Origin of the sequence: Streptomyces sp. NPDC048277 (assembly GCF_040652235.1) — a bacterium.
GTDB lineage: Bacteria > Actinomycetota > Actinomycetes > Streptomycetales > Streptomycetaceae > Streptomyces.
In genome coordinates, this window is sequence record NZ_JBEZLQ010000003.1 from 170,054 (window position 1) to 191,883 (window position 21,830).

The window sequence follows — 21,830 nt, forward strand, 5'->3', positions numbered from 1 at the left end:
TCCCTTGATCGGTCGTGGCTGATCAGTCCTGGTCGGCCAGGCGCAGGAGGGTGGTGGCCAGGACGTCGACGCCCTGGGCGCATGCCTGAGGGGTGGAGTACTCGCGGGGGTTGTGGCTGATGCCGTCGTACTCGCCGCGCACGAAGATCATGGCGGTGGGGCAGAGCGCGGCGATCTCCTGGGCGTCGTGCCCGGCCCCGGAGAGCAGGGAGATGTGTTCCAGGCCGTGGTCGTCGGCGGCCCGCGCGATGACCTTCTGCACGCCCTCGTCGAAGGGGACGTAGGCGGTCCTGGCCATCCGCCGGGTGGTCAGGGACAGACCCGGCCGGCTGCCCTCCAGTTCACGCAGGAACGCTGCCAGGGCCTGCTCGGCGCGTGCCATCTGGGCGTCGTCGGGGTTGCGCAGGTCGACGGTCAGCTCGGCGCGGGCCGGGACGATGTTGGTCAGGTCCGGGTGGACGATCAGATGGCCGACGGTGGCGCGCAGGTCGCCGTAGTCACCGGAGTCGACCAGGGCACGCAGTTGGACGATGATCTGCGCGGCAGCGAGGCCGGCGTCGGCGCGCAGGTGGGTGGGGGTGGTGCCGGCGTGTGCGGCGCGGCCGTGGATGGTGATCTCCTGCCAGGAGATGCCCTGCACACCGGTGACGACACCGACCGGGACGTCGTTCTCGGCGAGGACGGGACCCTGTTCGATGTGGCATTCGACGTAGGCGTGGGGCGGGGCGAGGCGTACGTCGACGGGTCCGTCGAAGCCGGTGCGGGTCAGTTCGCCGCCCAGGGTGCGGCCGTCGCGGTCGGTCAGGGCGTGGGCGTACTCCAGGGTGAGGCGGCCGGCGGCGACCGCGCTGCCGAGCATGTCGGTGCCGAAGCGGACGCCCTCCTCCTCGGTGAAGATGCCGACCTCGATGGGTCGGCGGGTGGTGATGCCGCGCTCGTTCAGGGTGCGGACGACCTCGATGCCGCCCAGGACGCCGAGGCAGCCGTCGAAGGCGCCGGCGGTGGCGACGCTGTCGATGTGCGAGCCGGTCAGCACCGGGGCCGCGGTGGGGTCGGTGCCCTCGCGGCGGCCGTAGACGTTCCCCATCCGGTCGACGCGGACGGCGAGCCCGGCCTGTTCCATCCACGCGATGACCTGGCGGCGGCCGGCCGCGTCGGCGTCGGTGAGCGCGAGACGGTTGACGCCGCGCAGGCCGGTGCGCTCGTCGTCGTAGGCGCCGAACTCGGCGAGGTCCATCAGGGACTGCCACAGGCGGTCGCCGTTGACGGTGATCTTGTCGGGGGTGGAGCTCGTCATGACCTGTCTCCCGAGAAGGTGTTGGAAAGGGTGGGTGGTGGCCGCTCGTCAGCCGGCCGCGGTGGCGACCACGAGGCCGAGGCCGATCAGTGCGACGCCCGTGGTCCGTCCGAGCGCACGACGGACCTGTGGTTTGTGGAGGACCGGGCCGGCCTTGGTCAGCAGGAGCACGTAGCTGCCGAGCCAGCCGAGGGTGAGGGTGGTGTGGAGGAGGACGAGGAGTGTCATGGCCCAGGTGGCGGGCAGCCCGGGCGGGGCCGGCGTGGGCAGCAGTCCGGTGTAGAAGACGGCGATTTTCGGGTTGAGGACGTTGCTGACCAGGCCGGTCCGCCACGGGCTCCCGGCGGGAGCGGTCCTCGTCGAGGTGGTGGGTGCGGCGGGGCGGTGCTGCCGCAGCGCCTGCGCGCCCAGGAGCACCAGGTAGCCGGCGCCGAGAAGCCTGACGGCCAGGTAGGCCGTGGGCGAGGCGGCGAGTACGGCCGCGAGGCCGGCGACGGTCAGCGCTCCCCAGAGCAGCAGCCCGGTCGCGATCCCGCCGACGGTGCGCAGCGCGTCTCCGGGACGGGCCACGAGTGCGCGTCGGGTCACCACCGCCATGTCCGGGCCGGGCTCGATGGTCAGCAGTCCGAGGACACCGATCGCGGCCACGAGGTGGGTCAGCATGCTGCCGGCCTCCTGCTGATCGGACCGGTCGGACCAATCGGACCAGTCGGCGGTGGGGTCATGAAGGAACGGTGGTTCAAGGCGGCTTTCCGGTGTCGCGTGGTCAGTGGCCGGTGGTGGAGTGCGGGTTGGCGGCGGTGCCCTCGGTGCTCAGCAGTACAACCGCCGAGGCCGGCCCGAGTCCCAGTGCCGTACGGCGTTCGTCGGCGCCCTCGCCGGTGAGCGCCGCACGCAGACCCGCGAGCGTCGCTGCCCCGCAGGGGCCCGAGGAGACGCCGAGAGCGGCGAGTTCGCCGGCCGCGCGGGCGCAGTCGGCGTCGGTGACGGCGACAGCGGCGTCCAGACCGGCGCGCAGGTACGGCCAGGCGATACTGGACGGGGTGCCGCAGTTCAGCCCGGCCATGGTGGTCTCGCCCGTGGTGACGCTGACGGGTTCGTCACGGGTGAGGCTTTCCAGAACGCAGGGCGCGGCCTCCGGTTCGACCGACAGCAGCGCAGGGGCTTGTCCCGAGGGGCGGCTGCGGTAGTGGGTGACCACGGCCTGGGCCAACGACCCCACGCCGACCGGTACGGCGACGAGACCGGGGCCTTCGACTACCCCCGCGGCTGCCAGTTGCTCGTCGATCTCGGCGCAGAGCGTGGAGTAGCCCTCGACGATCCACCCGGGGATCTGCTCATAGCCCTGCCATGCGGTGTCCTGGATCAGGACCGCGTCCGGCGCGGCAGCCGCCTCGGCCGCCAGGCGCACGGCCTCGTCGTACGGTCCCGGGACCTCGGTGACCTTGGCCTGTTCGGCGACGATGGCCGTCACCGCCTGTGGATGCACGCCCTGGGGGACGAACACGTGGGCCTCCTGGCCGAGGCGGCGTGCGATGCGGGCCACCGCGCGGCCGTGGTTGCCGTCGGTGGCGGTCACCAGGGTGATCGGGCCTTGGTCCGCGCCGTTCGCGGCGCGCCCGGCAAGGGTGCGGTGGACCGCCCAGGACGCGCCCAGCGCCTTGAACGCCGGCAGCCCGAGTCGGCACGACTCGTCCTTGGCGAAGACCCGGCCGATTCCCAATTCGTCTGCGAGAGAGGGGAGTTCGGTCAGCGGGGTGGGCTCGTAGTCGGGCAGCGACGAGTGGAAGGCGCGCACCTCGGCCGGCGCGGGTTCGCATCGCCAGGTACGGGCATCGGGTCGCGCGAACCACGGCAGCGTTTGGGGAGTGGAAGCGTTGTCGGACACACCAACAGCGTCCGATGCCTCCTCGGGATCGGTCCAGCGAATGTTTCCGACCTATACTCATCGAAAAAACCGATCATTCGGCCTTCGGTTCACGAGGGCGAGGAGAGCGATCCGGCGATGTTCGATCTGCACCGACTGCGTCTGCTCCGCGAACTCAAGCACCGCGGCACGCTGGCGGCTGTCGCCACCGCTCTCTCCTACGCACCCTCCTCCGTCTCCCAGCAGCTCTCCCAGCTCGAGGCCGAGGTCGGCGTCCCGCTCCTCGAACCGGTCGGACGCCGGGTGCGGCTGACCGAGCAGGCCGAGATCCTCGTCGCCCACACCGAAGCGGTCCTCGAACGCCTGGAGCGCGCCGAGGCGGACATCGCCGCCTCGCTGGCCGACCTGACCGGCAGCCTGCGCATCGCCTCGTTCCAGACAGCCGCCCTGGCCCTCGTCCCGACCGCGCTGGGGCTGCTGCGCGACCGGCATCCGCGTCTGCGCGTCCACGTCACGCACATGGAGCCGGAAAAGGCGTTGCCGGCCCTCCAGGCGCGCGACTTCGACCTCGTCCTGGCTGAGGAATACCCCGGCAACCCCAACCCGCGGCCCGCCGAACTCGAACAGGAGGACCTGCTCGACGACCCGCTGCACCTTGCTCTGCCGACGTCGGCCGACGCCATGGACGCCGACGGCCCGACCGCGGCACTGCGCTCACTGGCGGACCACCCCTGGGCGATGGAACCCGAAGGCACGGCCGCCCGGCACTGGGCGATGACCCTGTGCCGCAACGCCGGCTTCGAACCCGACGTACGGTTCGAGAGCACCGACCTGCTGCTCCACCAGCGCCTCGTCGAGCAGCAACACGCCGCGGCCTTCCTCCCCGACCTCGTCTGGAGCGGGCAGCCCCCGACCGTCGCCCTGCGCCGGCTGCCGCGCGGCCAGCGCACGCGCCGCATCTTCACCGTCGTACGCCAGGGCCGCAGTCGGCACCCCGCCGTCCTCGCGTGCCGCGACGCACTCCGCCAGGCGGTCGCCCTCAGCTCCAGCCAGACATAGCAGCGGACAGCCGCAGGAGCCTCCAGGCCTTTCCGCAAGTGGCCGCCCAGAAGGCGCCCCACGCGCTGAAAGCCGTCCGGCGGGCCGCCGACATCCGGCGAGTGCAGAGAGGTGACTAGTACGTTCTAGAGAATGTCAGGACTTCCGCCGGGAGGGGTGCCCCGAACGAGGACCGGCTCCGAGGGTCAGCGAGGCACCGGACCGGTCGTCGCCCGCTCCACCAGGCGGGGTGTGAGGACGATCTCCTGCGGGGTGCCACCCGCGATGAGGTCCAGCGCGGCGGTCACCACCGCGTCTGCCATGCGGGGCGCGTCCTGCGAGACGGTGGTCATCTGCACGTGCGGCATCTTCGCGAGCCGTGAGTCGTCGTAGCCGACCACGGAAATGTCTCCGGGCACAGCGCGGCCGTGATGTGCGAGAACGTCCAGGACACCAGTGGCCGTCCGGTCGTTGAAGGCGATGACGGCCGTGGGTGGCGGCACTTGACGGGCAAGCAGGTAGTTCATGCCGTCCGCCCCGGCCTCCTCGGTGAGTCCGCCCGCGAGAACGTCGGCGAAGTCCCCCAAGCCGTGATCCGCCATCGCCTGCAGGAAGCCGAGACGGCGGTCCGAGCTGCCGGGTGCGCCTGCGCCGTCGATGTGCGCGATCCGCCGATGGCCGAGGCCGACGAGGTGGTCGACCGCGAGCCTGATGCCCAGCGAGTCGTCGCTGCGGACGGCACCCACACTCGGCAGGTCACTGCGGCGGGCCACGAGAAGGGTGGGCAACCGCCGGGCCAACCGCTCCAGTTCATCGGTGGACAGGCGGCTGCCCAGCAGAATCGCGGCCTCGCAGCGCTCGCGCAGCAAGGCGTTGAGCGCCGTGGACTCCCCTCGGCTGGGAGCCACCGCGCTGATCACCGCGTCGTAGCGGTGCCGTGCCGCGGCGGCGTAGATGTGCTCGACGAGATCGCCGTGGAAGGGCTGCTGGAGCTCGAAGACGACACCGAGCACCCGCGAGCTGGACCGACGGAGCTTCTGGGCACGCTGGTCGGGGACGTATCCCAGCTCGTCGGCGATCCGCAGAACGCGCTGCCGGGTCTCGTCACTGGCCCCGGGAACGCCGCGGATCACGATCGAGACCAGCGCGGTCGAGATACCGGCGGCCTGGGCCACATCGGCCATGGTCGGGCGTCTCTTGCCCGCGGAGCCGGCGACGCGCGCGGGGGGCGGCAGGCCTTCGCCGTCGCGAGCGTCGTCGTCCAACTCCGCCACCTCGCCACTCCCCAACCTGGTCGAATGCGGTTCCACCGGCCGGCCGGCGGCCGTCCACCGAGCATATCGACCCTTGACCGACTCCCGGAGAGCGCTCTACCGTCCCGACTAGAACGTACTAGTTTTTGGGAGCACCGCCATGGCCGTCGCTGACCATCCCCCTGGCCGCACCCGGCCCGTCCCGCACACTCTGCGGTTCGCCACGATCGGCGCGGGCCGCATCGGGTCGAACCACGCCACGATCGTCGCCCGTCACATCCCCGGCGTCGCCCTGGCCGCGGTCTGCGACCCGGTTCCAGGCGCGGCCGAACACCTCGCCGCAGAACTGGGCGCGGCGCAGGCCGCCACCGACGTAGGTGAGGTGCTCGGCCGGAAGGACATCGACGGAGTGCTGATCACCGCGCCCGCACGTGCCCACACCGAGCTGGTCGTCGCGGCCGCCGAGGCCGGCAAGCACATCTTCGTGGAGAAGCCGATGGCGGTGACCCTGGCGGACGCCGACCGGGCCGTCGCCGCCGCGGCGCAGGCCGGTGTCGTGCTCCAGGTGGGCTTCAACCGGCGCTTCGCCCCGGGCTTCGCCGCCGCTCGCGCCCTGATCGACGATCGCCGGATCGGTACCCCTCAGCTGCTGCGGTCGCTGACGCGTGACCCGGGTCCGTTCACCGCCGACCCGGCCCGTATCCCGCAGTGGACGATCTTCCTGGAAACCCTCATCCACGACTTCGACACCCTGTGCTGGCTCAACCCCGGCGCCGAACCGGTCAGCGTCCACGCCACCGCCGACGCCCTCGTCCGCCCGGACGCCAAGGACCGGGGCCACCTGGACACCGCCGTGGTGACCATCCGCTTCGACAACGGCGCCATCGCCACCGCCGAAGCGTCGTTCTGCGCCCTGTACGGCTACGACGTGCGCGCCGAGGTGTTCGGCTCGGAAGGCATGGTGACCGCCGGCGACGGCCGCGCCACGGACATGACCTTCTACAGCGCCCAGGGCGTCCACGTCGACACCGCCCGCCGCGACACCGATCTGCTGCGTGCGGCCTACGTCGGCGAGCTGACCTCCTTCGCCGACGCCGTCCGCCACAACAATCCCGCCGCCGTCACGGGCCACGACGCCCGCCGGGCCCTGTCCGTCGCCCTGGCGGCGATACGCAGCGTCGAGACCGACCGCCCCGTTACGATCACCGAGGTGACCGCATGACCCTCCCCACATCTCCCTTCGTCCTCGCGGCCAGCGCCGAAATGCTGTACCTGGACAGCCCGTTCACCGAGCGCGTGGTCCGGATCGCCGAACGCGGCTTCCAGGTCGAGATCTGGGACTGGTCGGCCAAGGACCTCGACGCCCTGGCGGCGACCGGCGCGACGTTCTCCTCCATGACCGGCTACCTGACCGGCAACCTCACCGACCCCGACGGCATCGACGCCCTGCTCTCCTCGGCCCGTACGTCCCTGGAGGCCGCCGCCCGGCTCGACTGCCCGCGGCTGAACCTGCACGGCACCGGCCTCGACGACAAGGGCCTGCCCGTGCGCCCCGTCGATGTCGTCACGCCGGACATGTGGCTCACGGCCGTGGACACGCTGAGTCGCGTCGCGGAACTGGGTGAGGACTCGGGCCGGGTCTTCACCCTCGAAAACCTCAACCTGGCCGTCGACCATCCCGGAACGCCTTTCGCCCGCGCCGCCGACACCCTGGCCCTCGTACGCGCCGTGGGCAGCCCGCACCTGCAGATGAACCTGGACCTCTACCACGCCCAGATCGGCGAGGGAAACCTCGTCGAGCTCTGCCGACAGGCCCTGCCGTACATCGGTGAGATCCAGGTCGCCGACGTCCCGGGCCGCTGCGAACCGGGCACAGGGGAGATCCACTACCCCGCCATCGCGCGTGCCCTGCACAACCTCGGCTACACCGGCGTCATCGGCCTCGAAGGCTGGGCCCGCGACGACTCCGACGCCGCCCTGGACGCCTTCCGCGACGCCTTCACCACCTCCGTACCGGTTCTCCCGGGCCACGACGGCACGGCCGATACGACTGCGGCCGCCGTCAGCTCCTGACCAGGACGAACTCCCCGGCTGGACGGCGGCGGCCGGGGCAGGTCAGAGGCCGCCGGTGTTGAGCAGCCGGTTGGGGGTGTCGGAGCGGACGCCGCGCACGACACCCGGGGTGGCCGTGCGGTCGAGCCAGACGTGGACCTCCTTGGCCGTGGCGTGGGGGTGTGCCGACAGGTACAGCGCGATCACGCCGGTCGCGTGCGGCGCGGCCCAGGAGGTGGCGCCGTCGTTCTCCGTGGTCGTACCGCCGCCGGCGAGGGCGGCGGTCACCTTCTGGCCGGGGGCGTACAGGTCCACGCACCGTCCGTACCCCGATCCGTACGAGCCGCCGTCGCTCCAGGCGCGGTCGTTCGAGGTGGAGGCCGCGACGACGATCGTGCCGGGCACGCCGGCCGGTGAGTGTGTGCAGGCGTCGTCATGGAAGTTGCCGGCCGACACCACCGTCGGGATCCCCGCGTCGACCATCTTCTTCACGGCGGACTCCAGGGCCGCCGACCGGTGGTCGAGGTTGAGCGACATGTTCACCACCGCGGGCTTCTGTGCGTGCGCGGTGACCCACTTGACCGACTTCACCAGGGCCGCCTCGGCCGCTGCCGGGGAGCCGCCGCCCTCGCTCTCGCACAGGATGCCCTGGACCCGTACCAGCTCCGCCTTGGGCGCCACCCCGTACTTCGCCCCGCCGATGATGCCCGCGACGAACGTGCCGTGGCCGACGCCCGCCTCGCTGAAGCAGTCACCGGAGTCCTTCGGGCCCACGAAGTCGGCGCCGAGGTGGGCGCGTCCGCCGAACTCCTTGTGGCCGATGTCCATCCCGGTGTCGATCACATAGACGTGAACGCCCTTGCCCGTGGCGGTGGTGGTGAACTTCCCGTCCAGGGGCCGTGACCGCTGGTCCAGGATGTCCAGGTTCCACGGCACGTGCCGGGTGATGGGCGCCGCTACGGTCTGCGCGGTCCCGGACAGTGTCCCCACGGTGCCGAGAGACGTCGGCGCCGAGCCGGACGGCGCCCTGCTCCCGGAGGGTGCCTGCGACTCCCCCGTCCCGTGCGCGGAGAGCGCGCTACCGCTCCCCCGGACGGCCGCGCCGGCTTCCCCGCCGCAGGCCGAGGCCCCGAGCACTGTCGCCATGGCCACCGCCATGAGACCGGCCTTCGTCACGTTCCGCGCCACAACGTCCCCCACAGCCCCGTTTCATACACAGTCAGCGCACAAGACGAGCACAGGGGGCGGGCGGTTCCGGGAGCGATCCCGGTGGCGGCCTGTCGGCGTTCGGTCGGCCGGTCGGGTGAATCCGCAGACGCCCGGTCCTCGCGGTGTGCGCCCGATCAGGGCCCTGCGTACGAGCGGTCGAACTGCTGTACCCCGTTTGGGGCACTATCTCAGGGCATACGCCCCACATCCTTGTTTCGATGAGTGGTGGCCAGTGGACGCTCGCAGAGCCGCCGCACCCGCGCTGACAAGTTCGCGGTGCCGGGCGTGAGCCGTTCTCCCTCTTGCGCGAAGGGACGTCTCCCTTTCATGCCCACCAACAACAAGACCCGTAGCTCGTCGGCGCCGAAGAAATCGGCATCCGCCCAGGACAGGCTGATCGATTCCCTGACGCAGTACATCCGCACACGCGGACCGGACCTGCTCGCAGACCCCAACGTGACGTCCGTCGGGATCGGGCACAAGTTGAAGAACGGCACGCGAGGGAAGCAGGTCGCGCTGCAGTTCACCGTCGAGCGGAAGGCCACGCCGGAAGGGCTCGACGCACTGGGCACCTCCCGGATCCCGGCGAGCATCACGGTGGACGGGGTGGAGGTGCCGACCGACGTCATCGAACGCAGCTACGAGCCCCACTTCCGGGTGGTCGCGGAGGCCCAGAAGCCCGAACGGAAGACCCGCCTCAACCCCATAGCCCCCGGGGCCAGTGTCGGCGGGGTGACGGTCACGGCCGGCACCGTCGGCTGCATCGTGTTCGACAAGACCGACGGCACCCCCTACGTGCTCAGCAACTGGCACGTACTGCAGGGCCCGGACGGTCAGCCGGGCGAGGAAGTCGTCCAGCCCGGCCGGTTCGACGACAACCAGATATCCCGCAACCACCTCGGCGTCCTGAAGCGTTCCCATCTCGGACCGGCCGGCGACTGTGCCGTAGCCACCATCGAGGAGGGCCGGGGCTTTGATCCCAAGATCCTGGAACTCGACGTGGCGCCCCAGGAATTGGGCGAGTCGGCCCTGGGCGACAAGGTCATCAAGAGCGGACGGACCACGGGCGTCACCCACGGGATCGTCCGCCGCATCCAGACGATGGTCAAGATCGATTACGGCGGTGACATCGGCGAGAAGATCATCGGCTGCTTCGAGATCGGACCCGACGACGAGCACCCGGCGGCCGACCAGCAGATCAGCAGCGGCGGTGACTCGGGCGCGGTCTGGCTGTTCAAGCAGAACGGCCGGCCGAGCAAGGTCCTCGCGGGCCTGCACTTCGGCGGCGAGGGCGCCGGCGACCCCGACGACCACGCGCTGGCCTGCCTCTCCAGCTCCGTCTTCGAGAAGCTCGAGATCACCCTGCAGCAGCCCTCTCCCGAGGCGGTGCAGCCGCTGCAGGGATACGACCCGGACTTCCTCAGCGAGCAGATAGACATCCCGAAGCTGACCGCGCAGATCAGCGGCGACGCCGTACGCCTGAACGGCTCCGAGGTCATCGGGTACACGCACTACTCGCTGACCCTCAGCAAGAAGCGCCGCTTCCCCTTCTGGGTGGCCTGGAACATCGACGGCGGGAGCCTCAAGAGGCTCAGCCGGTCCGGCATACCCTTCACCAAGGACCCGCGGCTTCCCGCGAACACGCAGGTCGGGAACGAGCTGTACGGGGCCAACCGGCTCGACCGCGGTCACATCGCCCGCCGTGCGGACCTGACGTGGGGCAGCATGCCCGAGGCCAAGAGGGCGAACACCGACTCGTTCTTCTACACCAACATCACCCCGCAGATGGACGACTTCAACCAGAGCGCCCGGAGCGGCCTGTGGGGCGAGCTGGAGGACGCCATCTACGCCGACGTCGACGTGGACGACCTCAAGGTGAGCGTCTTCGGCGGACCGGTCTTCCAGGACGACGACCGCGTCTACCGGGACGTGAAGATCCCCCGTGAGTTCTGGAAGGTCATCACCTTCGTCGAGCGAGGTGAACTCAAGGCCAAGGCGTTCCTGCTCACACAGAACCTGGACCAGCTCGAAGCCCTGGACCTCGACGAGTTCCGCGTCTTCCAGGTCACCCTCGACGAGATCGAGGAACGGGCCCACATCCGCTTCCCCACCGCCCTCCACAAGGGCGACCACCTGCTCGTGCCGGAGTCCGTGGCCGCCCGAGCGCCGTTGCAGGACCTGGCCGACATCCACTGGGACTGAACCAGCGGCGGCCGTTGCCGGACGGGAACACCCCGCAGATGGCGAACGGAGCCGCTCCGCCGAGGGGCGGGCGGCTCCGACTCCCGGGCGACGCGAGCCTGTGGCGGGACGGTCGCGGTCGCTGAGGTGACGTCGGCGGGTCAGCCTGCTGTCGGGCTCTGCGGGACCTGCTCTCGGATGAAACCGTGGCTGCGCTCCACTTTCGCCACGTGCAGCGTGTAGTTCTCGTACCACTCGGCTCGCCCGCGTTTTTGCGCCGCGCGGTGCTCGGCGTTGCTCCGCCACTCCGCGAGGGCGTCGGCGTCGCGGAAGTACCCGACGGTGATGCCCAGCCCACCAGGAGTCTGCGCATGGTCCATCCCCAGGTATCCGGGGACGTCCTTCACCAGGTCTTCCATACGTGCGTTGGTCTCGCCGTAGCCGCTCTGGTCCTGGGTGCGCACCGTGGTGAATACGGCCACGTAGTAGGGAGGTTCATAGGCCTGGACAGGCGCGACAGGTGCTTCGGAGTGATCGCTCATGACATCACCGTAAGGCGGGACGCCCTCGCCGAACCAGCGTCTTTCCTGAACGGGATGCAGAAGGGATCACATTCTTGACCTCACCGCGTCGACACCTCTGTCCGCCGCCGGTCGGGCTTGAAGGGCAGCGGGGTGACCGTGGCCCGGACCTCTCGCTGCGCCGTTCCCGGCCTGCCCCACAGAACCGTCACTTCGGTACCAGGTGTCGCCCGGTCCCGGTCGATCACGCAGAGGGAGATGGTCGACCGCAGGTTCACACTGAGCGTTCGTCCCGTGGACACCCCCACCCGCCGTCCGCCGACGAGCACTTGGTCGAAGACGGGCCCGCGGCCGCGCGGAAGCTCCATCGCGTCCGGCAGGTCTCCCTCGACGAGAGCCGCGGCGAGGATGCCGGTCACGTCCTCGGCATTCCACTTCAGGCCCATGAGGGTCCGCCGGGGCTCTCCCTGGGCGGCCAGTGCGTCCCGCCCCAGGAACTCCCGGTCGGGAACCCCCTTGCGGAAGCCCCAGCCCAGCTCGCCGGGCTTACGGAAGTAGTCCGTGATGCCGTTCTCCGGGACGAAGCTGCCGCCGGGCATCCCCCTGCGGAACTGCCGCGGTGCGCCGGGCGTGAGGATGGACGCGGGAAGGTAGTCGAGGCCGTTCGTGGCGATGCCTGCCTCGATGTGCTGCACCGGCTGGGACCTGAGGCCCAACTCGCGGATCCCGAAGCCCTGTCCGCTCTCCACGATGGCCGACCAGATCTCGTTGGCATGTCCGGCGGGACCGTGCACCTCGTAGCCGAGTTCGCCCGAGATGCCGGTGCGCAGCACCCGTACCGGCACGCCTGCGATCGTCGACCTCCGGCTCCGGCTGAAGGCGATGTCGCGCAGGCTCCCGCCCGTCAGCTTCTCCAGGGTGTCCAGGGAAGCCGGGCCCTGGACGCCGAAGATGAACTGCTCGGGGCTGACGTCCTCGGCCTCGGCGTCCCAACTTCCCTGGCCTAGCTGCCACATCAGCCAGTCCCCGCTGCCCGCCGTGTAGAGGAACTCCTCCTCGCCCAGCCGGCAGAGGATCCCTTCGGACGCCACCCGACCGTTCTCGTCGAGCTGGACGTGGTGCTTGATCTGCCCGTGCTCGAAGCGGGACAGGTCCCGCATCCCCAGCCACGCGAGGCAGGCGAGCGCCTCCCGCCCGCGGACCACGACCTTGTGCAGGCTCGACCAGTCCCCGACATAGCAGGAGGTGACGTGCGCCGCGCACTCCTCGGCCCAGCCGGAGTACTCCAGAGGCAACAGGGTCTGGGCGAAGTGGCCGTACGCGCCTAGGGAGTTGCTCTTGTCCTGCGCCGCCGCGGCCGGGCTGAAGTACGCCGGCCGTTCGGCGACGAAAGGAGCGTCCTTCAGCCGCAGGACCGCTTCGTAGGTGTCGCGCTGCGCCTTGGCCATGTCCACGGGGATCCTCCAGCTCACGGGCGCCTCGACCTCTCCTGCGCCCCGGTCCGGTGCGACGACGCGGCACCTCGGCACGCGGCGACGCGACAGTGCCGGTGCGGAACAGGCGACGAGAGATTCAAAGCACCCGAATTGTGCGGGCACCTCTCCGTCCATCCCGTGACGAAGAAGTACTAGATCGGTTAAGTACGACCGTAGCAGGGGTGCCAGGAGACGCCCTCGAACGTGGCAGAGATCTTTGCTTGCGTGCCCCGACACGACCGGCCACTTGCGCGTGGCCGATCACTCCGCGTCTCGCTCGTCATACCGACGCGCGGACCACGATCCGGCCGTGGACGGGGGTCAGCCCGTCACTGCGCATGCCCAGGGCAGTGCGCGCGGCGATCCGGCCGAGGACCTCGGCGTCGATGTGGACCGTCGTGAGCGCGGGCGAGGACAGGGAGCCGTACTCGGTCTCGTCGAAGCCCATCACGGCCACGTCCTCGGGCACCCGGCGCCCGAGGTCGCCCAGGGCGGTGAGGGTGCGCAGCGCGATGTCGTCGTCGAAGGCGGCCACGGCGGTCACGTCCGCATGGGCCGCCAGGAACGCCTCGACGGCGGCAGCGCCGGCCTCCCGCGGCCCGGGGACGACGAACCGCTCCAGGGGCGCAAGCCCCAGCCGCCGGGCGGCCTCCCGGGAGAAGCCCAGGCGAGCCTCGGTCAGCGGGAAGTCGTGGTCGGGCAGGGCCATCGCGATCCTGGAGTGCCCCCGCGCGGCGAGGTGGCCGATCTGCAGCCCGGCGTTGGCCGCGAACCCGCTTTCCCAGTCCTCCTCGATCGGTTCGTGTCCCTGCATGTACGCCTCGCCCAGCCGTAGGACCGCGCGCGGCGCGATGGTGTCGAGGACCTTCTGTGTGGACTCCGGGATCGCGTGCCCGTGCCGGACCAGGAGGATGTGGTCGTGCTCGGCGAGTTCCTCGTCCAGGCCCTTGACGTAGCTCCGCGAGAAGTTGCCCTCCATGCCCCAGTCGACGTTGAGCACGACGATGCGTGAGGAGCCCTCGCGCAGCGCGCGGGCGATGCCGTGCGCGACGTAGCCCAGGTCGCGGGCGGCCGCCAGGACCCGCTCCCGGGTCGTCGCCGAGATCGTCTGCCGTGGGTCGTCGTTCAGTACGAAGCTCACCGTCGCCCGTGACACGCCGGACGCCCTGGCCACATCGGTCAACGTCACCCGGCCCGAACGGCCCATGCCGGCACACTGCCTCCCCGTCGGACTGTCACGTGCCTGCCCGCGAACGGCGTCGGCAAAAGGGTGTCCGACATCTAGAACGATTAAGTCTCGACGCCCACCCTACGCGTCTGGATCGTTCAAGTCGTCCGCGGCACGGCCCTGTCCATCGCCGGCTCGATCACCACGCGCGCGTGGGCTCGTCGGCGTGACGCATACAAGAGGAGCGACGCCCGTGGCGGGGCCCGTGGCGGGAAGGGAGCCCGTCCGTTCCGCGCCTCCTGGTGTGGTGCGAGCCGCGTCCGTTGGGCCACATACGGCCCTACGCCGCTACGGCTTCGAGCTCGGCGGCCCATCGGGCGGCCCGGAGCGTGTTGACGAGGAGCATGGCGATGGTCATGGGGCCGACCCCGCCCGGGACGGGGGTGATGCGGCCGGCGATGCCGTCGAGTTCGGCGGAGCGGACGTCGCCGGTGAGGCCGGAGGGTGTCCGGTGGATGCCGACGTCGATGACGACGGCGCCGGGGCGCACGTGTTCGGGGCCGATGAGTCCGCGGACCCCGGTGGCGACCACCACGATGTCGGCGCAGCGGGTGACGGCCGCGAGGTCGGTGGTGTGCTCGTGGGCGACGGACACGGTGGCTCCGCGCCGCAGCAGGAGTTGGGTGAGGGGTCGTCCGACGAGTTCGCCCCAGCCGACCACGGCGACCCGGGCGCCCCTGACCGCGACGCCCTCGGTGTCGAGGAGTTCGATGACCCCGCTGGGTGTGCAGGGGCGCAGTCCGCGTTCGCCTCGGGCGAGGAGGCCGGTGCTGGCGGTGGTGAGTCCGTCGACGTCCTTGGTGACGGGGATGCGGTCGATCAGCGCGGCGGCGTCCAGCTGCGGGGGCAGCGGGAGTTGGAGGAGGATGCCGGAGACCGCCGGGTCGGCGGCGAACGCGTCGATCACCGCGGCCACGTCGTCCTGGGCGGCCTGCTGCGGCAGATGACGGTGGAAGTCGCGCATGCCGGCCTCCCTGATGGCACGGCGTTTGGCGGCGACGTACACGGCGCTGGCCGGATCGTCGCCGACGAGGACGGTCGCGAGGCCGGGGATCCGTCCCGAACCCGCGTCGGCTGCGACCTCGTCGGCGACCCGCGAGCGGATCCGCCGGGCGATCCCGGTGCCGTCGATGATGGTGGTCATGGTGGCGGGCCGCTCCCTGTCAGGCGAAGACGATGGTGTGGTTGCCGTTGCGGATGACCCGGTCCTCGGCATGCCACAGCACGGCACGGGAGAGCACCGCCCGTTCCACGTCGGCACCGCGGCGGGTGAGGTCGGCCGCCGTGTGGGCGTGGGTGACGCGGACGACGTCCTGCTCGATGATCGGGCCCTCGTCCAGGTCCTCGGTGACGTAGTGGGCGGTGGCGCCGACCAGCTTCACGCCCCGCTCCTTGGCCTTGGCGTACGGGCCCGCGCCGATGAAGGCGGGCAGGAAGGAGTGGTGGATGTTGATGATCGGGACGCCGACGTCCCGGATGAAGTCGCCGGACAGGATCTGCATGTAGCGGGCCAGGACGACGAAGTCGACGTTGCCCTTGAGCAGCCGCCGGTGTTCCGCCTCGGCCGCCGACTTGTCCGCGCCCTGGCACGGCACATGGAAGAACGGGATGTTGAAGCCGCGTACCTCCTCGGCGACATCGGGGTGGTTGGAGATCACCATGGCGACGGTGACGGGGAGTTGGCCCTGGCGGTGGCGCCAGAGCAGGTCGAGCAGGCAGTGGTCGGACTTCGACGCGAAGATCGCGACCCGCTTGGGCGCCGACATGTCCCGCAGTGTGTAGCTCAGCCCGAACCCGTCGACCAACGCCTTGTCGAGATCGGCGCGCAGGGCGGGGAGCGCGGCCTGGAGACCGTCGAGTCCGAAGACCGTGCGCTGGAAGAAGGCGCCGCCCTGCGGGTTGTCGGAGTACTGGTCGAGGGAGACGATGTTGGCCCCCTGGCGGCCGAGGACCGACGTCACGGCCGCGACGATGCCCGTGGCGTCGGCGCCCTGCACGATCAGGGAGGCCTGCTGCGCGGTCGGCCCGCCCTTCGCGGCGCGGGCCGGAGCGGCTTGGGTGAGGGTCATGCCAGGCTTTCCTTCCGGAAGCGGGCGGCCCAGTCGGAAGTGGCCTTGAGCCCGCCGAACGTATAGAAGTGGATCTTCATGTCGCCGTGCCGTTCGGGATCGTGGGCCGCCGACAGGTCACGCAGGAAGCGGTCAGGACCTGCGGTGCCCATGAGGTTGGTCAGCGAGAACCCGTACTTCTTGACGACGGAGGCGCTGGTGCCGACTCCGAAGCGGGCCGCGTACGACATGAGCCGTTTGATGCCGGCCGGTCCCGGCACCCCGATCCGGATCGGCAGGGTGATGCCCTGGCGCCGTACTTCTTCCACCCAGGCGAGCACGGGGGCGACGTCGAAGCCGAACTGCGTGATGACACCGCCCTCCAGAGTCTGCGCGGCCAGTGCCGCGTGCTTGTCCTGGAGCGCGGACCACAGGGTCGGGCCGTCGATGGCGGGGTGCCCTTCGGGGTACCCGGTGACGCCGACATGCCGTACGCCGTACTTCTGCAGGAGACCGGTGTCGATCAGGGACAGGGAGTCGGCGTAGGGGCCCTCGGGCGCTGCCGGGTCCCCGCCGACGAGGAACACGTTGTCGCAGGTGCCGTCCGCCCGCAGACCGGCCAGGAAGCGCTCGAACTCCTCGCGCGAGTCCAGGCGGCGGGCGGATATGTGCGGCACCGGTACGAAGCCGAGGCGTTTGACCGCGCGGGCGGCGGCCAGGCGCGTCTCGAGGTCCTCGTTGCCGAGGAAGGTGACGTTGATCCGGGTGCCCTGGGGGATGCTGCCCTGGGCCTCCTCCAGTCCGGGAACGTCCTTGCCGGTCATCTCCAGGGAGAAGTCGTCGAGGAGTGCGGTGCCGACCGCTGTGCGTGTTGTGGTCACGGGATGCGTCGCCCTTCGTCTCAGCGGTCGCGGCGGTAGAGGGTGCGCGCGTGCTCGTTGAACGGCGAGGGCTGCACGGTGGCGCGGATGCGGGGGAAGCCGAGGTCGGCCTCGGGGTCGGTGCCCGCCCCGGGGTGCTCACCCCAGACCACCGTCACCTCGGTGCCCGGCGTGGCGTGCTCCGGGTCGACGAGGGTCTGCGCGAGGACCGTGCCGACCGGGTCGATCGACGCGCTCTGCATCGTCATGCCGACCACACCGTCGCCGTTCTCCACGCGGTGGCGGGCGTAGGTGAGGACGAAACCGGGGTCCTGGCCCTCGCCGATGACCCTGCGCACGTCGGAAGGGTCGAGGACCAGGGTGACCTTGGTCCGGCGTGCCTCGCTCCTGGCCTTGACCAGGGCGTCCCGGCCCACGAACTCGTGGCCGAAGTGGATCAGTTTGCCGTAGCCGAGTTCGAACGGCGAGACGTAGTAGTCCTCGATGTCCGCGGAGAAGTGGCTGCCGTTCAGCGGGCGCTTGCCCTCGATGCCGAACAGGGGCAACCAGGCGCGGTAGTCGGCCAGTTCGGGGTCGGTGTAGATGCCGGGGACCGGCGAGGGGATCCAGCCGCTCTCGACGCTGGGGGTGGCGTAGGCCAGGGCGCCGACCTGGACGAGGCCGAGCGGTTCGCCGACCTTGAGGAAGGTCTCGTGCACGTACGCCGCGTGCTCCCAGTCGCCGATGAACTCGAAGCCCGCCTGGCCGGCCATGCCGTGCCGCAGGGCGCGCAGGGGGTGCCCGTCCAGGGCGACCGCGGCGGAGTGGAAGAACTTGGTCTCGGGCAGCGGTCCGCCGAAGGCCCGCTCGACGAGTTCCGCCGCCAGCGGGCCCTGGATCTGGTACCGGAACAGCCTGGGAGCGCCGCCGCCGGGCCGGAACGCGGAGGACGCGTCGGTCTCGAAGGCGACGTCGTAGCCGCCCTTCTCCGCGTGGTACTGGACCCAGTGCTGGGCCGCGGGGATGCCGCTGAGCAGATACTCGTTCTCGCCGTGGCGGGCGAGGATGCCGTCGGTGACGATGTGGCCGTTGCGGGTGACCGGCACGTACTGCTTGGCCTGGCCGATCGCGAACTTCTCGAAGTTGTTGACGCCGTGGTCGGCGAGCACCCGGGTGGCGTCCGGGCCCTCGATCCACATGTCGTACATGTGGTGGGAGAGGTTGAGCAGCGCCACGCCCTCGTGCCAGGCGGCCTGCTCCTGGCGCCAGCCGGTGTACTCGCGCTCGACGACCTCGGGGGTCCAGGGCTCGGCGTTCGGCCGCCACAGCAGTTCGACCGGCGAACCGGCCTTGTCGATGCCGTCCTGGAGGGAGGGGGTTGTCATTGCGGCTCCTCGTTGTCGTTGCTGGACAATGTGTCGTTACCGATAACTAAATCGATCTAGTGGTGCAGTGGAGCGGGCCAGGCATGCGGTCCTGCCCTGGCGGGACGCCCTCGCCCTAGGTGCGGCCCAGGTGTTCGGTGTACGCGGCCGCCATGCGGACCGCGTCGAGACTCGCGGGGACGTCGTGCACCCGGACACAGAACGCGCCCGCGGCGGCGGCGAGCGCGGAGACCGCGGCGGTCGCCACGTCCCGCCCCGCGGGCGGGACGTCACCGGCACCCCCCGCGGCGAGGGCGGCGCCGATGAACCGCTTCCTGGACGCGCCCACCAGGAGCGGGAAGCCCAGCTCCCGCAGCTCCGCCAGCCCGGCGAGGAGTGCCCAGTCGTGCTCCGGGCGCTTGGCGAACCCGAGCCCCGGATCGAGGACGACCCGGGCCGGGTCGACCCCCTCGTCCACCAACCGCCACAGCCGCGTGCCAAGTTCGGCCGTGACGTCGGCGACCACGTCGCCGTAGTGCGCACGGCGGTCCATCTCGTGGCTCGGCGCGCGCCAGTGCATGGCGACGTACGGAACGCCGAGCCCGGCCACGGTGCGTGCCATGGCCGGGTCGGCCAGACCGCCGCTGACGTCGTTGACCAGACCCGCGCCGGCCTCGACGGCGGCGCGGGCCACCCCTGCGTGCATGGTGTCGACGCTCGTGAGGACACCCGCCCGGGCCAGTTCGCGCACCACGGGGACGGTCCGGGCCAGCTCCTCCTCCAGCCCGACGGGCCGGGCGCCGGGTCGGGTGGACTCGCCGCCCACGTCCACGAGGTCCGCCCCCTGGGCGGCGAGTTCCAGCCCGCGGGCGACGGCCCTTGACGTGTCCGCGTACCGGCCGCCGTCGGAGAAGGAGTCGGGTGTGACGTTGAGGATCCCCATCACCAGGCAGCGGCCCGGCGCGGGAAGCCCCTCCGGCACCCTCGGCCCCTCGGTCGTGACAACGCTGTGCGCGGTTGGCATCGGCGGCAACCTCCTCGATCCCGCGTCCCGTGGCGGAAGGCAACTAAATCGATTGGGTCCGCATCGTACCCAGAGAGGACTTAATCGTTCTAGCTACGAACGTGCGAAGCTCCGTTCGCCCGGCGAAAGCTAACCTTGCGCGCCGCACGGAACGTCGTCACCGGGGTCCACCGCCGTGGCCCGCGGGTCAGCGGCCGTCGCTCGCGAAGGGCCGGCGGGAGATGGTGGCCCGGATGGTGGTCTGCGTGTGCCGCTCGACCGTCGGGTTGGCGGAGCCGCCGTCCGGTTCGCCCCAGACCAGCTCGACCTCCCGGCCGTACCCCACCTCGTCCGCGTCGATCATGCAGACGGAGATCCAGCCGCGGACGTTGGACGAGTAACTGCACAGGGTCGACAGCCCGATCAGATGGCCGTCGACGCTCTGGACGCGGTCGAACTGCGAGGCGGAGTAGAACGCGGCCGGGGTCTCGATGTACTTGAAGCGCCGGTCGCCCTGCTCGTACATGCTCGCGTAGACGCGGGCGACGTCGTCGCGGTGCCAGGACAGCCACACCTTCTTGCGGTGCTTCTTTGCCCGCATCCGCTCCAGCGCCTCCCGTCCGACGAAGTCGTGGTCGAACTTCAGGATGTGGCCGTAGCCGAGGTCGTAGGGCGTGACGTAGTAGTCCTCGACCCGGTCGGGGACGAAGCTGCCGCCGGTCGAGAGGTTCGCCTCGAAGGAGCGGGCGCCCAGCCACTCGCGGTAGGTCTTCATGGCGTCGCCCGAGTAGACCGCGGGCACGGTGGAGGCGATCCAGCCCGACTCCGTGGCCACCGAGGCATAGGCCCGCCCTCCGACCTGACGGATCCCGTACGGCTCCCCCGCCTCCAGGAGCGTGTCGCGGATGCCGTCGAGATCGGCGTAGGGCCCGAAGAACTCCAGGCCGGGGAAGCCGGACATCCGGTGGTTGAGGGCGGTGACCTCGTACTTTCCGATGCGGAAGCGGCCCATGGTGAAGAAGGGGATGTCCGGCATGGGGCCGCCGTTGACCTCCTCGAAGATGCGGGCGGCGTACGGCCCCTGGAGTTGGAGGCGGTAGAACTCGCGGCCGTTCGGGTTCTGCGCGGTGCGCTCGTCCCGGTGCAGGGTGACGTCGTAGCCACCCGTCTCGGCGTGGAAGTGGACCCAGTTGAGGGCCGGCGGGCGGCCCACCAGACGGACCAGGTCGTCGGCGAGGCAGAACAGGATGCAGTCACCGATCTGGTGGCCGTCGGGGTTGACCGCGATGAACTGCTTGGCCTGCATGGGGCCGAAGCCCTCGAAGCTGTTCGCGCCGAGAGCCGAGAGCAGGCGGTAGCAGTCCGGGCCCTCGACCGTGAGGTCGGTCATGTGATGGGAGAGATCCATCAGCGCGGCAGAGTTGCGCCAACTCTCCTGCTCGTCACGCCAGTTGGTGAACTCGGCGCGGATCGGGAAGGGGTACGCCCCCGACCGCCCGCCGCGCAGCAGCGCGAGGGGGCCTCCGGCTTCGCGTATCTGGTCCTCAAGATGTGCCATTGCTTCCTCCAGGCCATGCCGATGCGGCTGCGGGCATGTCGACAGGGGGCGGGATGGGATGGATGCCGGCGCGGCGCAAGACGGGCGCGCGTCCGGACGGTGAGCGTCTGCGGCTCGACGGGGCGTGCGGGCGCCGACAGGGATGCTCCCTCGTCGGCTGCGGTACCGTACCGTACAGTACTCATGGCATCCACGGACGAGTCAAGAGGGCGCTTATACGATGTCTGCCGTGCAGAGGATGAGGGCCGAGGACCGCCGGAAGGTGATCCTGCGCGCGGCGGCGGAGCTGTTCCTCGGCAAGGGGTACGCCGGCGTCTCCATGGAGGACGTGCTGACGGAGATCGGCGGGTCGAAGGCGACGCTCTACCGGCACTTCGCCGACAAGGCCGCGCTCTTCCAGGCCTCGGTGGAGTTGCTGTGCGACGAGTGGTCCAGGCCCGTGCAGTCCTTCACTCCCCCGGGCACCGACCTCGGCGAGACGCTCGCCGCGCTGGGCGGCCACTTCGCCGACCTGGTGCTCACTCCGCAGGCCATCGCCCTGCACCGGCTGGTCACCGCGGAGGCGGAGCGCATGCCGGAGGTGGGCCGGGCCTTCTTCGAGCACGGCCCGTCCGCCGGCCAGGGCGTACTGGCCGGGTATCTGCGGCAGGCGCACGACGCCGGTGAGATCGAGATCGCCGACCCCGTGCGGGCGGCCGCCCAGCTGTACCAGGCGATGCTCGGCGACGCCCAGATGCGGCTCCTGACGAACTCGCCGCGCAAGCCGGACGACGCGGAGGTGCGGGAGAGCATCGCCGTCGCGGTCCGGGTCTTCCTGCGCGGTGCGGCGCCCGCCCCGGCCTGACCTCCCTCGCTTTCCGCTCTCGCTTCGGGCGA

At 70.7% G+C, this 21,830-nt stretch carries 19 protein-coding genes; 5 read left to right on the forward strand and 14 right to left on the reverse strand.

What is annotated here, in order from left to right; genetic code table 11:
- Nucleotides 1-22: 22 nt before the first annotated feature.
- The 3 genes from AB0D85_RS08395 to AB0D85_RS08405 form a co-directional block, all read right to left on the reverse strand.
- On the reverse strand, nt 23-1,297 hold the full coding sequence (locus tag AB0D85_RS08395) for a Zn-dependent hydrolase (RefSeq protein ID WP_362315569.1): 1,275 nt from the start codon (nt 1,295-1,297) through the stop codon (nt 23-25).
- 48 nt (nt 1,298-1,345) lie between these two features.
- On the reverse strand, nt 1,346-1,960 hold the full coding sequence (locus AB0D85_RS08400; RefSeq protein WP_362315572.1) for a LysE family translocator: 615 nt from the start codon (nt 1,958-1,960) through the stop codon (nt 1,346-1,348).
- A 103-nt stretch (nt 1,961-2,063) separates the two neighbouring features.
- Entirely contained in the window at nt 2,064-3,185 is a 1,122-nt protein-coding gene (locus tag AB0D85_RS08405; protein WP_362315575.1) for a diaminopropionate ammonia-lyase, read from the reverse strand.
- Between the two features lie 117 nt (nt 3,186-3,302).
- Here AB0D85_RS08405 and AB0D85_RS08410 point away from each other — a divergent pair, with 117 nt between their 5' ends.
- Nucleotides 3,303-4,223, forward strand: a complete 921-nt coding sequence (locus AB0D85_RS08410) for a LysR substrate-binding domain-containing protein (protein ID WP_362315578.1) — start codon at nt 3,303-3,305, stop codon at nt 4,221-4,223.
- Nucleotides 4,224-4,408: 185 nt separating this feature from the next.
- On the opposite strand, the gene AB0D85_RS08415 is transcribed toward AB0D85_RS08410, so the two are convergent.
- On the reverse strand, nt 4,409-5,467 hold the full coding sequence (locus AB0D85_RS08415; RefSeq protein ID WP_362315581.1) for a LacI family DNA-binding transcriptional regulator: 1,059 nt from the start codon (nt 5,465-5,467) through the stop codon (nt 4,409-4,411).
- 148 nt (nt 5,468-5,615) lie between these two features.
- Between AB0D85_RS08415 and AB0D85_RS08420 the strand changes: the two genes are divergently transcribed.
- Nucleotides 5,616-6,677: a Gfo/Idh/MocA family oxidoreductase gene (locus AB0D85_RS08420; RefSeq protein WP_362315584.1), complete on the forward strand. Its 1,062-nt coding sequence runs from the start codon at nt 5,616-5,618 to the stop codon at nt 6,675-6,677.
- Nucleotides 6,674-7,528, forward strand: coding sequence for a TIM barrel protein (locus AB0D85_RS08425; protein ID WP_362315587.1), 855 nt, complete (start codon nt 6,674-6,676; stop codon nt 7,526-7,528). Before AB0D85_RS08420 ends, AB0D85_RS08425 begins: the two co-directional genes overlap by 4 nt.
- A gap of 42 nt (nt 7,529-7,570) precedes the next feature.
- Here AB0D85_RS08425 and AB0D85_RS08430 read toward each other — a convergent pair whose 3' ends face one another.
- Nucleotides 7,571-8,653, reverse strand: a complete 1,083-nt coding sequence (locus AB0D85_RS08430) for a S8 family peptidase (protein ID WP_362315590.1) — start codon at nt 8,651-8,653, stop codon at nt 7,571-7,573.
- 390 nt (nt 8,654-9,043) lie between these two features.
- Between AB0D85_RS08430 and AB0D85_RS08435 the strand changes: the two genes are divergently transcribed.
- The gene (locus tag AB0D85_RS08435; protein WP_362315593.1) at nt 9,044-10,918 is read left to right on the forward strand and encodes a DNA/RNA non-specific endonuclease; all 1,875 of its coding nucleotides are present in this window, start codon (nt 9,044-9,046) and stop codon (nt 10,916-10,918) included.
- A gap of 140 nt (nt 10,919-11,058) precedes the next feature.
- Here AB0D85_RS08435 and AB0D85_RS08440 read toward each other — a convergent pair whose 3' ends face one another.
- The 9 genes from AB0D85_RS08440 to AB0D85_RS08480 all read right to left on the reverse strand — a co-directional run bounded on the left by AB0D85_RS08440 (nt 11,059) and on the right by AB0D85_RS08480 (nt 20,954).
- Entirely contained in the window at nt 11,059-11,439 is a 381-nt protein-coding gene (locus AB0D85_RS08440) for an antibiotic biosynthesis monooxygenase (protein ID WP_362315596.1), read from the reverse strand.
- An 80-nt stretch (nt 11,440-11,519) separates the two neighbouring features.
- The gene (locus AB0D85_RS08445) at nt 11,520-12,890 is read right to left on the reverse strand and encodes an aminomethyl transferase family protein (protein WP_362315599.1); all 1,371 of its coding nucleotides are present in this window, start codon (nt 12,888-12,890) and stop codon (nt 11,520-11,522) included.
- Between the two features lie 283 nt (nt 12,891-13,173).
- Nucleotides 13,174-14,100 (reverse strand): LacI family DNA-binding transcriptional regulator, encoded by a 927-nt coding sequence (locus AB0D85_RS08450; protein WP_362315602.1) that lies wholly within the window; start codon nt 14,098-14,100, stop codon nt 13,174-13,176.
- Nucleotides 14,101-14,401: 301 nt separating this feature from the next.
- On the reverse strand, nt 14,402-15,265 hold the full coding sequence (locus AB0D85_RS08455) for a bifunctional 5,10-methylenetetrahydrofolate dehydrogenase/5,10-methenyltetrahydrofolate cyclohydrolase (RefSeq protein ID WP_362315605.1): 864 nt from the start codon (nt 15,263-15,265) through the stop codon (nt 14,402-14,404).
- A gap of 19 nt (nt 15,266-15,284) precedes the next feature.
- Nucleotides 15,285-16,190 (reverse strand): formyltetrahydrofolate deformylase, encoded by a 906-nt coding sequence (purU, locus tag AB0D85_RS08460; RefSeq protein ID WP_362315608.1) that lies wholly within the window; start codon nt 16,188-16,190, stop codon nt 15,285-15,287.
- Nucleotides 16,187-16,993, reverse strand: coding sequence for a methylenetetrahydrofolate reductase (locus AB0D85_RS08465; RefSeq protein ID WP_362316595.1), 807 nt, complete (start codon nt 16,991-16,993; stop codon nt 16,187-16,189). The genes purU and AB0D85_RS08465 overlap by 4 nt, the downstream gene beginning before the upstream one ends.
- Nucleotides 16,994-17,070: 77 nt before the next feature.
- The gene (locus AB0D85_RS08470) at nt 17,071-18,414 is read right to left on the reverse strand and encodes an aminomethyl transferase family protein (protein WP_362315610.1); all 1,344 of its coding nucleotides are present in this window, start codon (nt 18,412-18,414) and stop codon (nt 17,071-17,073) included.
- 115 nt (nt 18,415-18,529) lie between these two features.
- The gene (gene folP / locus AB0D85_RS08475) at nt 18,530-19,417 is read right to left on the reverse strand and encodes a dihydropteroate synthase (protein ID WP_362315613.1); all 888 of its coding nucleotides are present in this window, start codon (nt 19,415-19,417) and stop codon (nt 18,530-18,532) included.
- 187 nt (nt 19,418-19,604) lie between these two features.
- A complete protein-coding gene (locus tag AB0D85_RS08480; RefSeq protein WP_362315616.1) occupies nt 19,605-20,954 on the reverse strand; it encodes an aminomethyl transferase family protein in 1,350 nt (449 codons plus the stop codon).
- A gap of 238 nt (nt 20,955-21,192) precedes the next feature.
- Between AB0D85_RS08480 and AB0D85_RS08485 the strand changes: the two genes are divergently transcribed.
- Nucleotides 21,193-21,798 (forward strand): TetR/AcrR family transcriptional regulator, encoded by a 606-nt coding sequence (locus AB0D85_RS08485; protein ID WP_362316598.1) that lies wholly within the window; start codon nt 21,193-21,195, stop codon nt 21,796-21,798.
- Nucleotides 21,799-21,830: the final 32 nt, after the last annotated feature.

Bases quoted from the DNA above. Each gene is read 5' to 3' on its own strand.
- AB0D85_RS08485 (WP_362316598.1), top strand. From the start codon at position 21,193: ATGAGGGCCGAGGACCGCCGGAAGGTGATCCTGCGCGCGGCGGCGGAG.
- AB0D85_RS08400 (WP_362315572.1), bottom strand. From the start codon at position 1,960: ATGCTGACCCACCTCGTGGCCGCGATCGGTGTCCTCGGACTGCTGACC.
- AB0D85_RS08455 (WP_362315605.1), bottom strand. From the start codon at position 15,265: ATGACCACCATCATCGACGGCACCGGGATCGCCCGGCGGATCCGCTCG.
- AB0D85_RS08395 (WP_362315569.1), bottom strand. From the start codon at position 1,297: ATGACGAGCTCCACCCCCGACAAGATCACCGTCAACGGCGACCGCCTG.
- AB0D85_RS08470 (WP_362315610.1), bottom strand. From the start codon at position 18,414: ATGACAACCCCCTCCCTCCAGGACGGCATCGACAAGGCCGGTTCGCCG.
- AB0D85_RS08450 (WP_362315602.1), bottom strand. From the start codon at position 14,100: ATGGGCCGTTCGGGCCGGGTGACGTTGACCGATGTGGCCAGGGCGTCC.
- AB0D85_RS08440 (WP_362315596.1), bottom strand. From the start codon at position 11,439: ATGAGCGATCACTCCGAAGCACCTGTCGCGCCTGTCCAGGCCTATGAA.
- AB0D85_RS08430 (WP_362315590.1), bottom strand. From the start codon at position 8,653: ATGGCGACAGTGCTCGGGGCCTCGGCCTGCGGCGGGGAAGCCGGCGCG.
- AB0D85_RS08420 (WP_362315584.1), top strand. From the start codon at position 5,616: ATGGCCGTCGCTGACCATCCCCCTGGCCGCACCCGGCCCGTCCCGCAC.
- AB0D85_RS08480 (WP_362315616.1), bottom strand. From the start codon at position 20,954: ATGGCACATCTTGAGGACCAGATACGCGAAGCCGGAGGCCCCCTCGCG.
- AB0D85_RS08425 (WP_362315587.1), top strand. From the start codon at position 6,674: ATGACCCTCCCCACATCTCCCTTCGTCCTCGCGGCCAGCGCCGAAATG.
- AB0D85_RS08410 (WP_362315578.1), top strand. From the start codon at position 3,303: ATGTTCGATCTGCACCGACTGCGTCTGCTCCGCGAACTCAAGCACCGC.
- folP (WP_362315613.1), bottom strand. From the start codon at position 19,417: ATGCCAACCGCGCACAGCGTTGTCACGACCGAGGGGCCGAGGGTGCCG.
- purU (WP_362315608.1), bottom strand. From the start codon at position 16,190: ATGACCCTCACCCAAGCCGCTCCGGCCCGCGCCGCGAAGGGCGGGCCG.
- AB0D85_RS08465 (WP_362316595.1), bottom strand. From the start codon at position 16,993: ATGACCGGCAAGGACGTTCCCGGACTGGAGGAGGCCCAGGGCAGCATC.
- AB0D85_RS08435 (WP_362315593.1), top strand. From the start codon at position 9,044: ATGCCCACCAACAACAAGACCCGTAGCTCGTCGGCGCCGAAGAAATCG.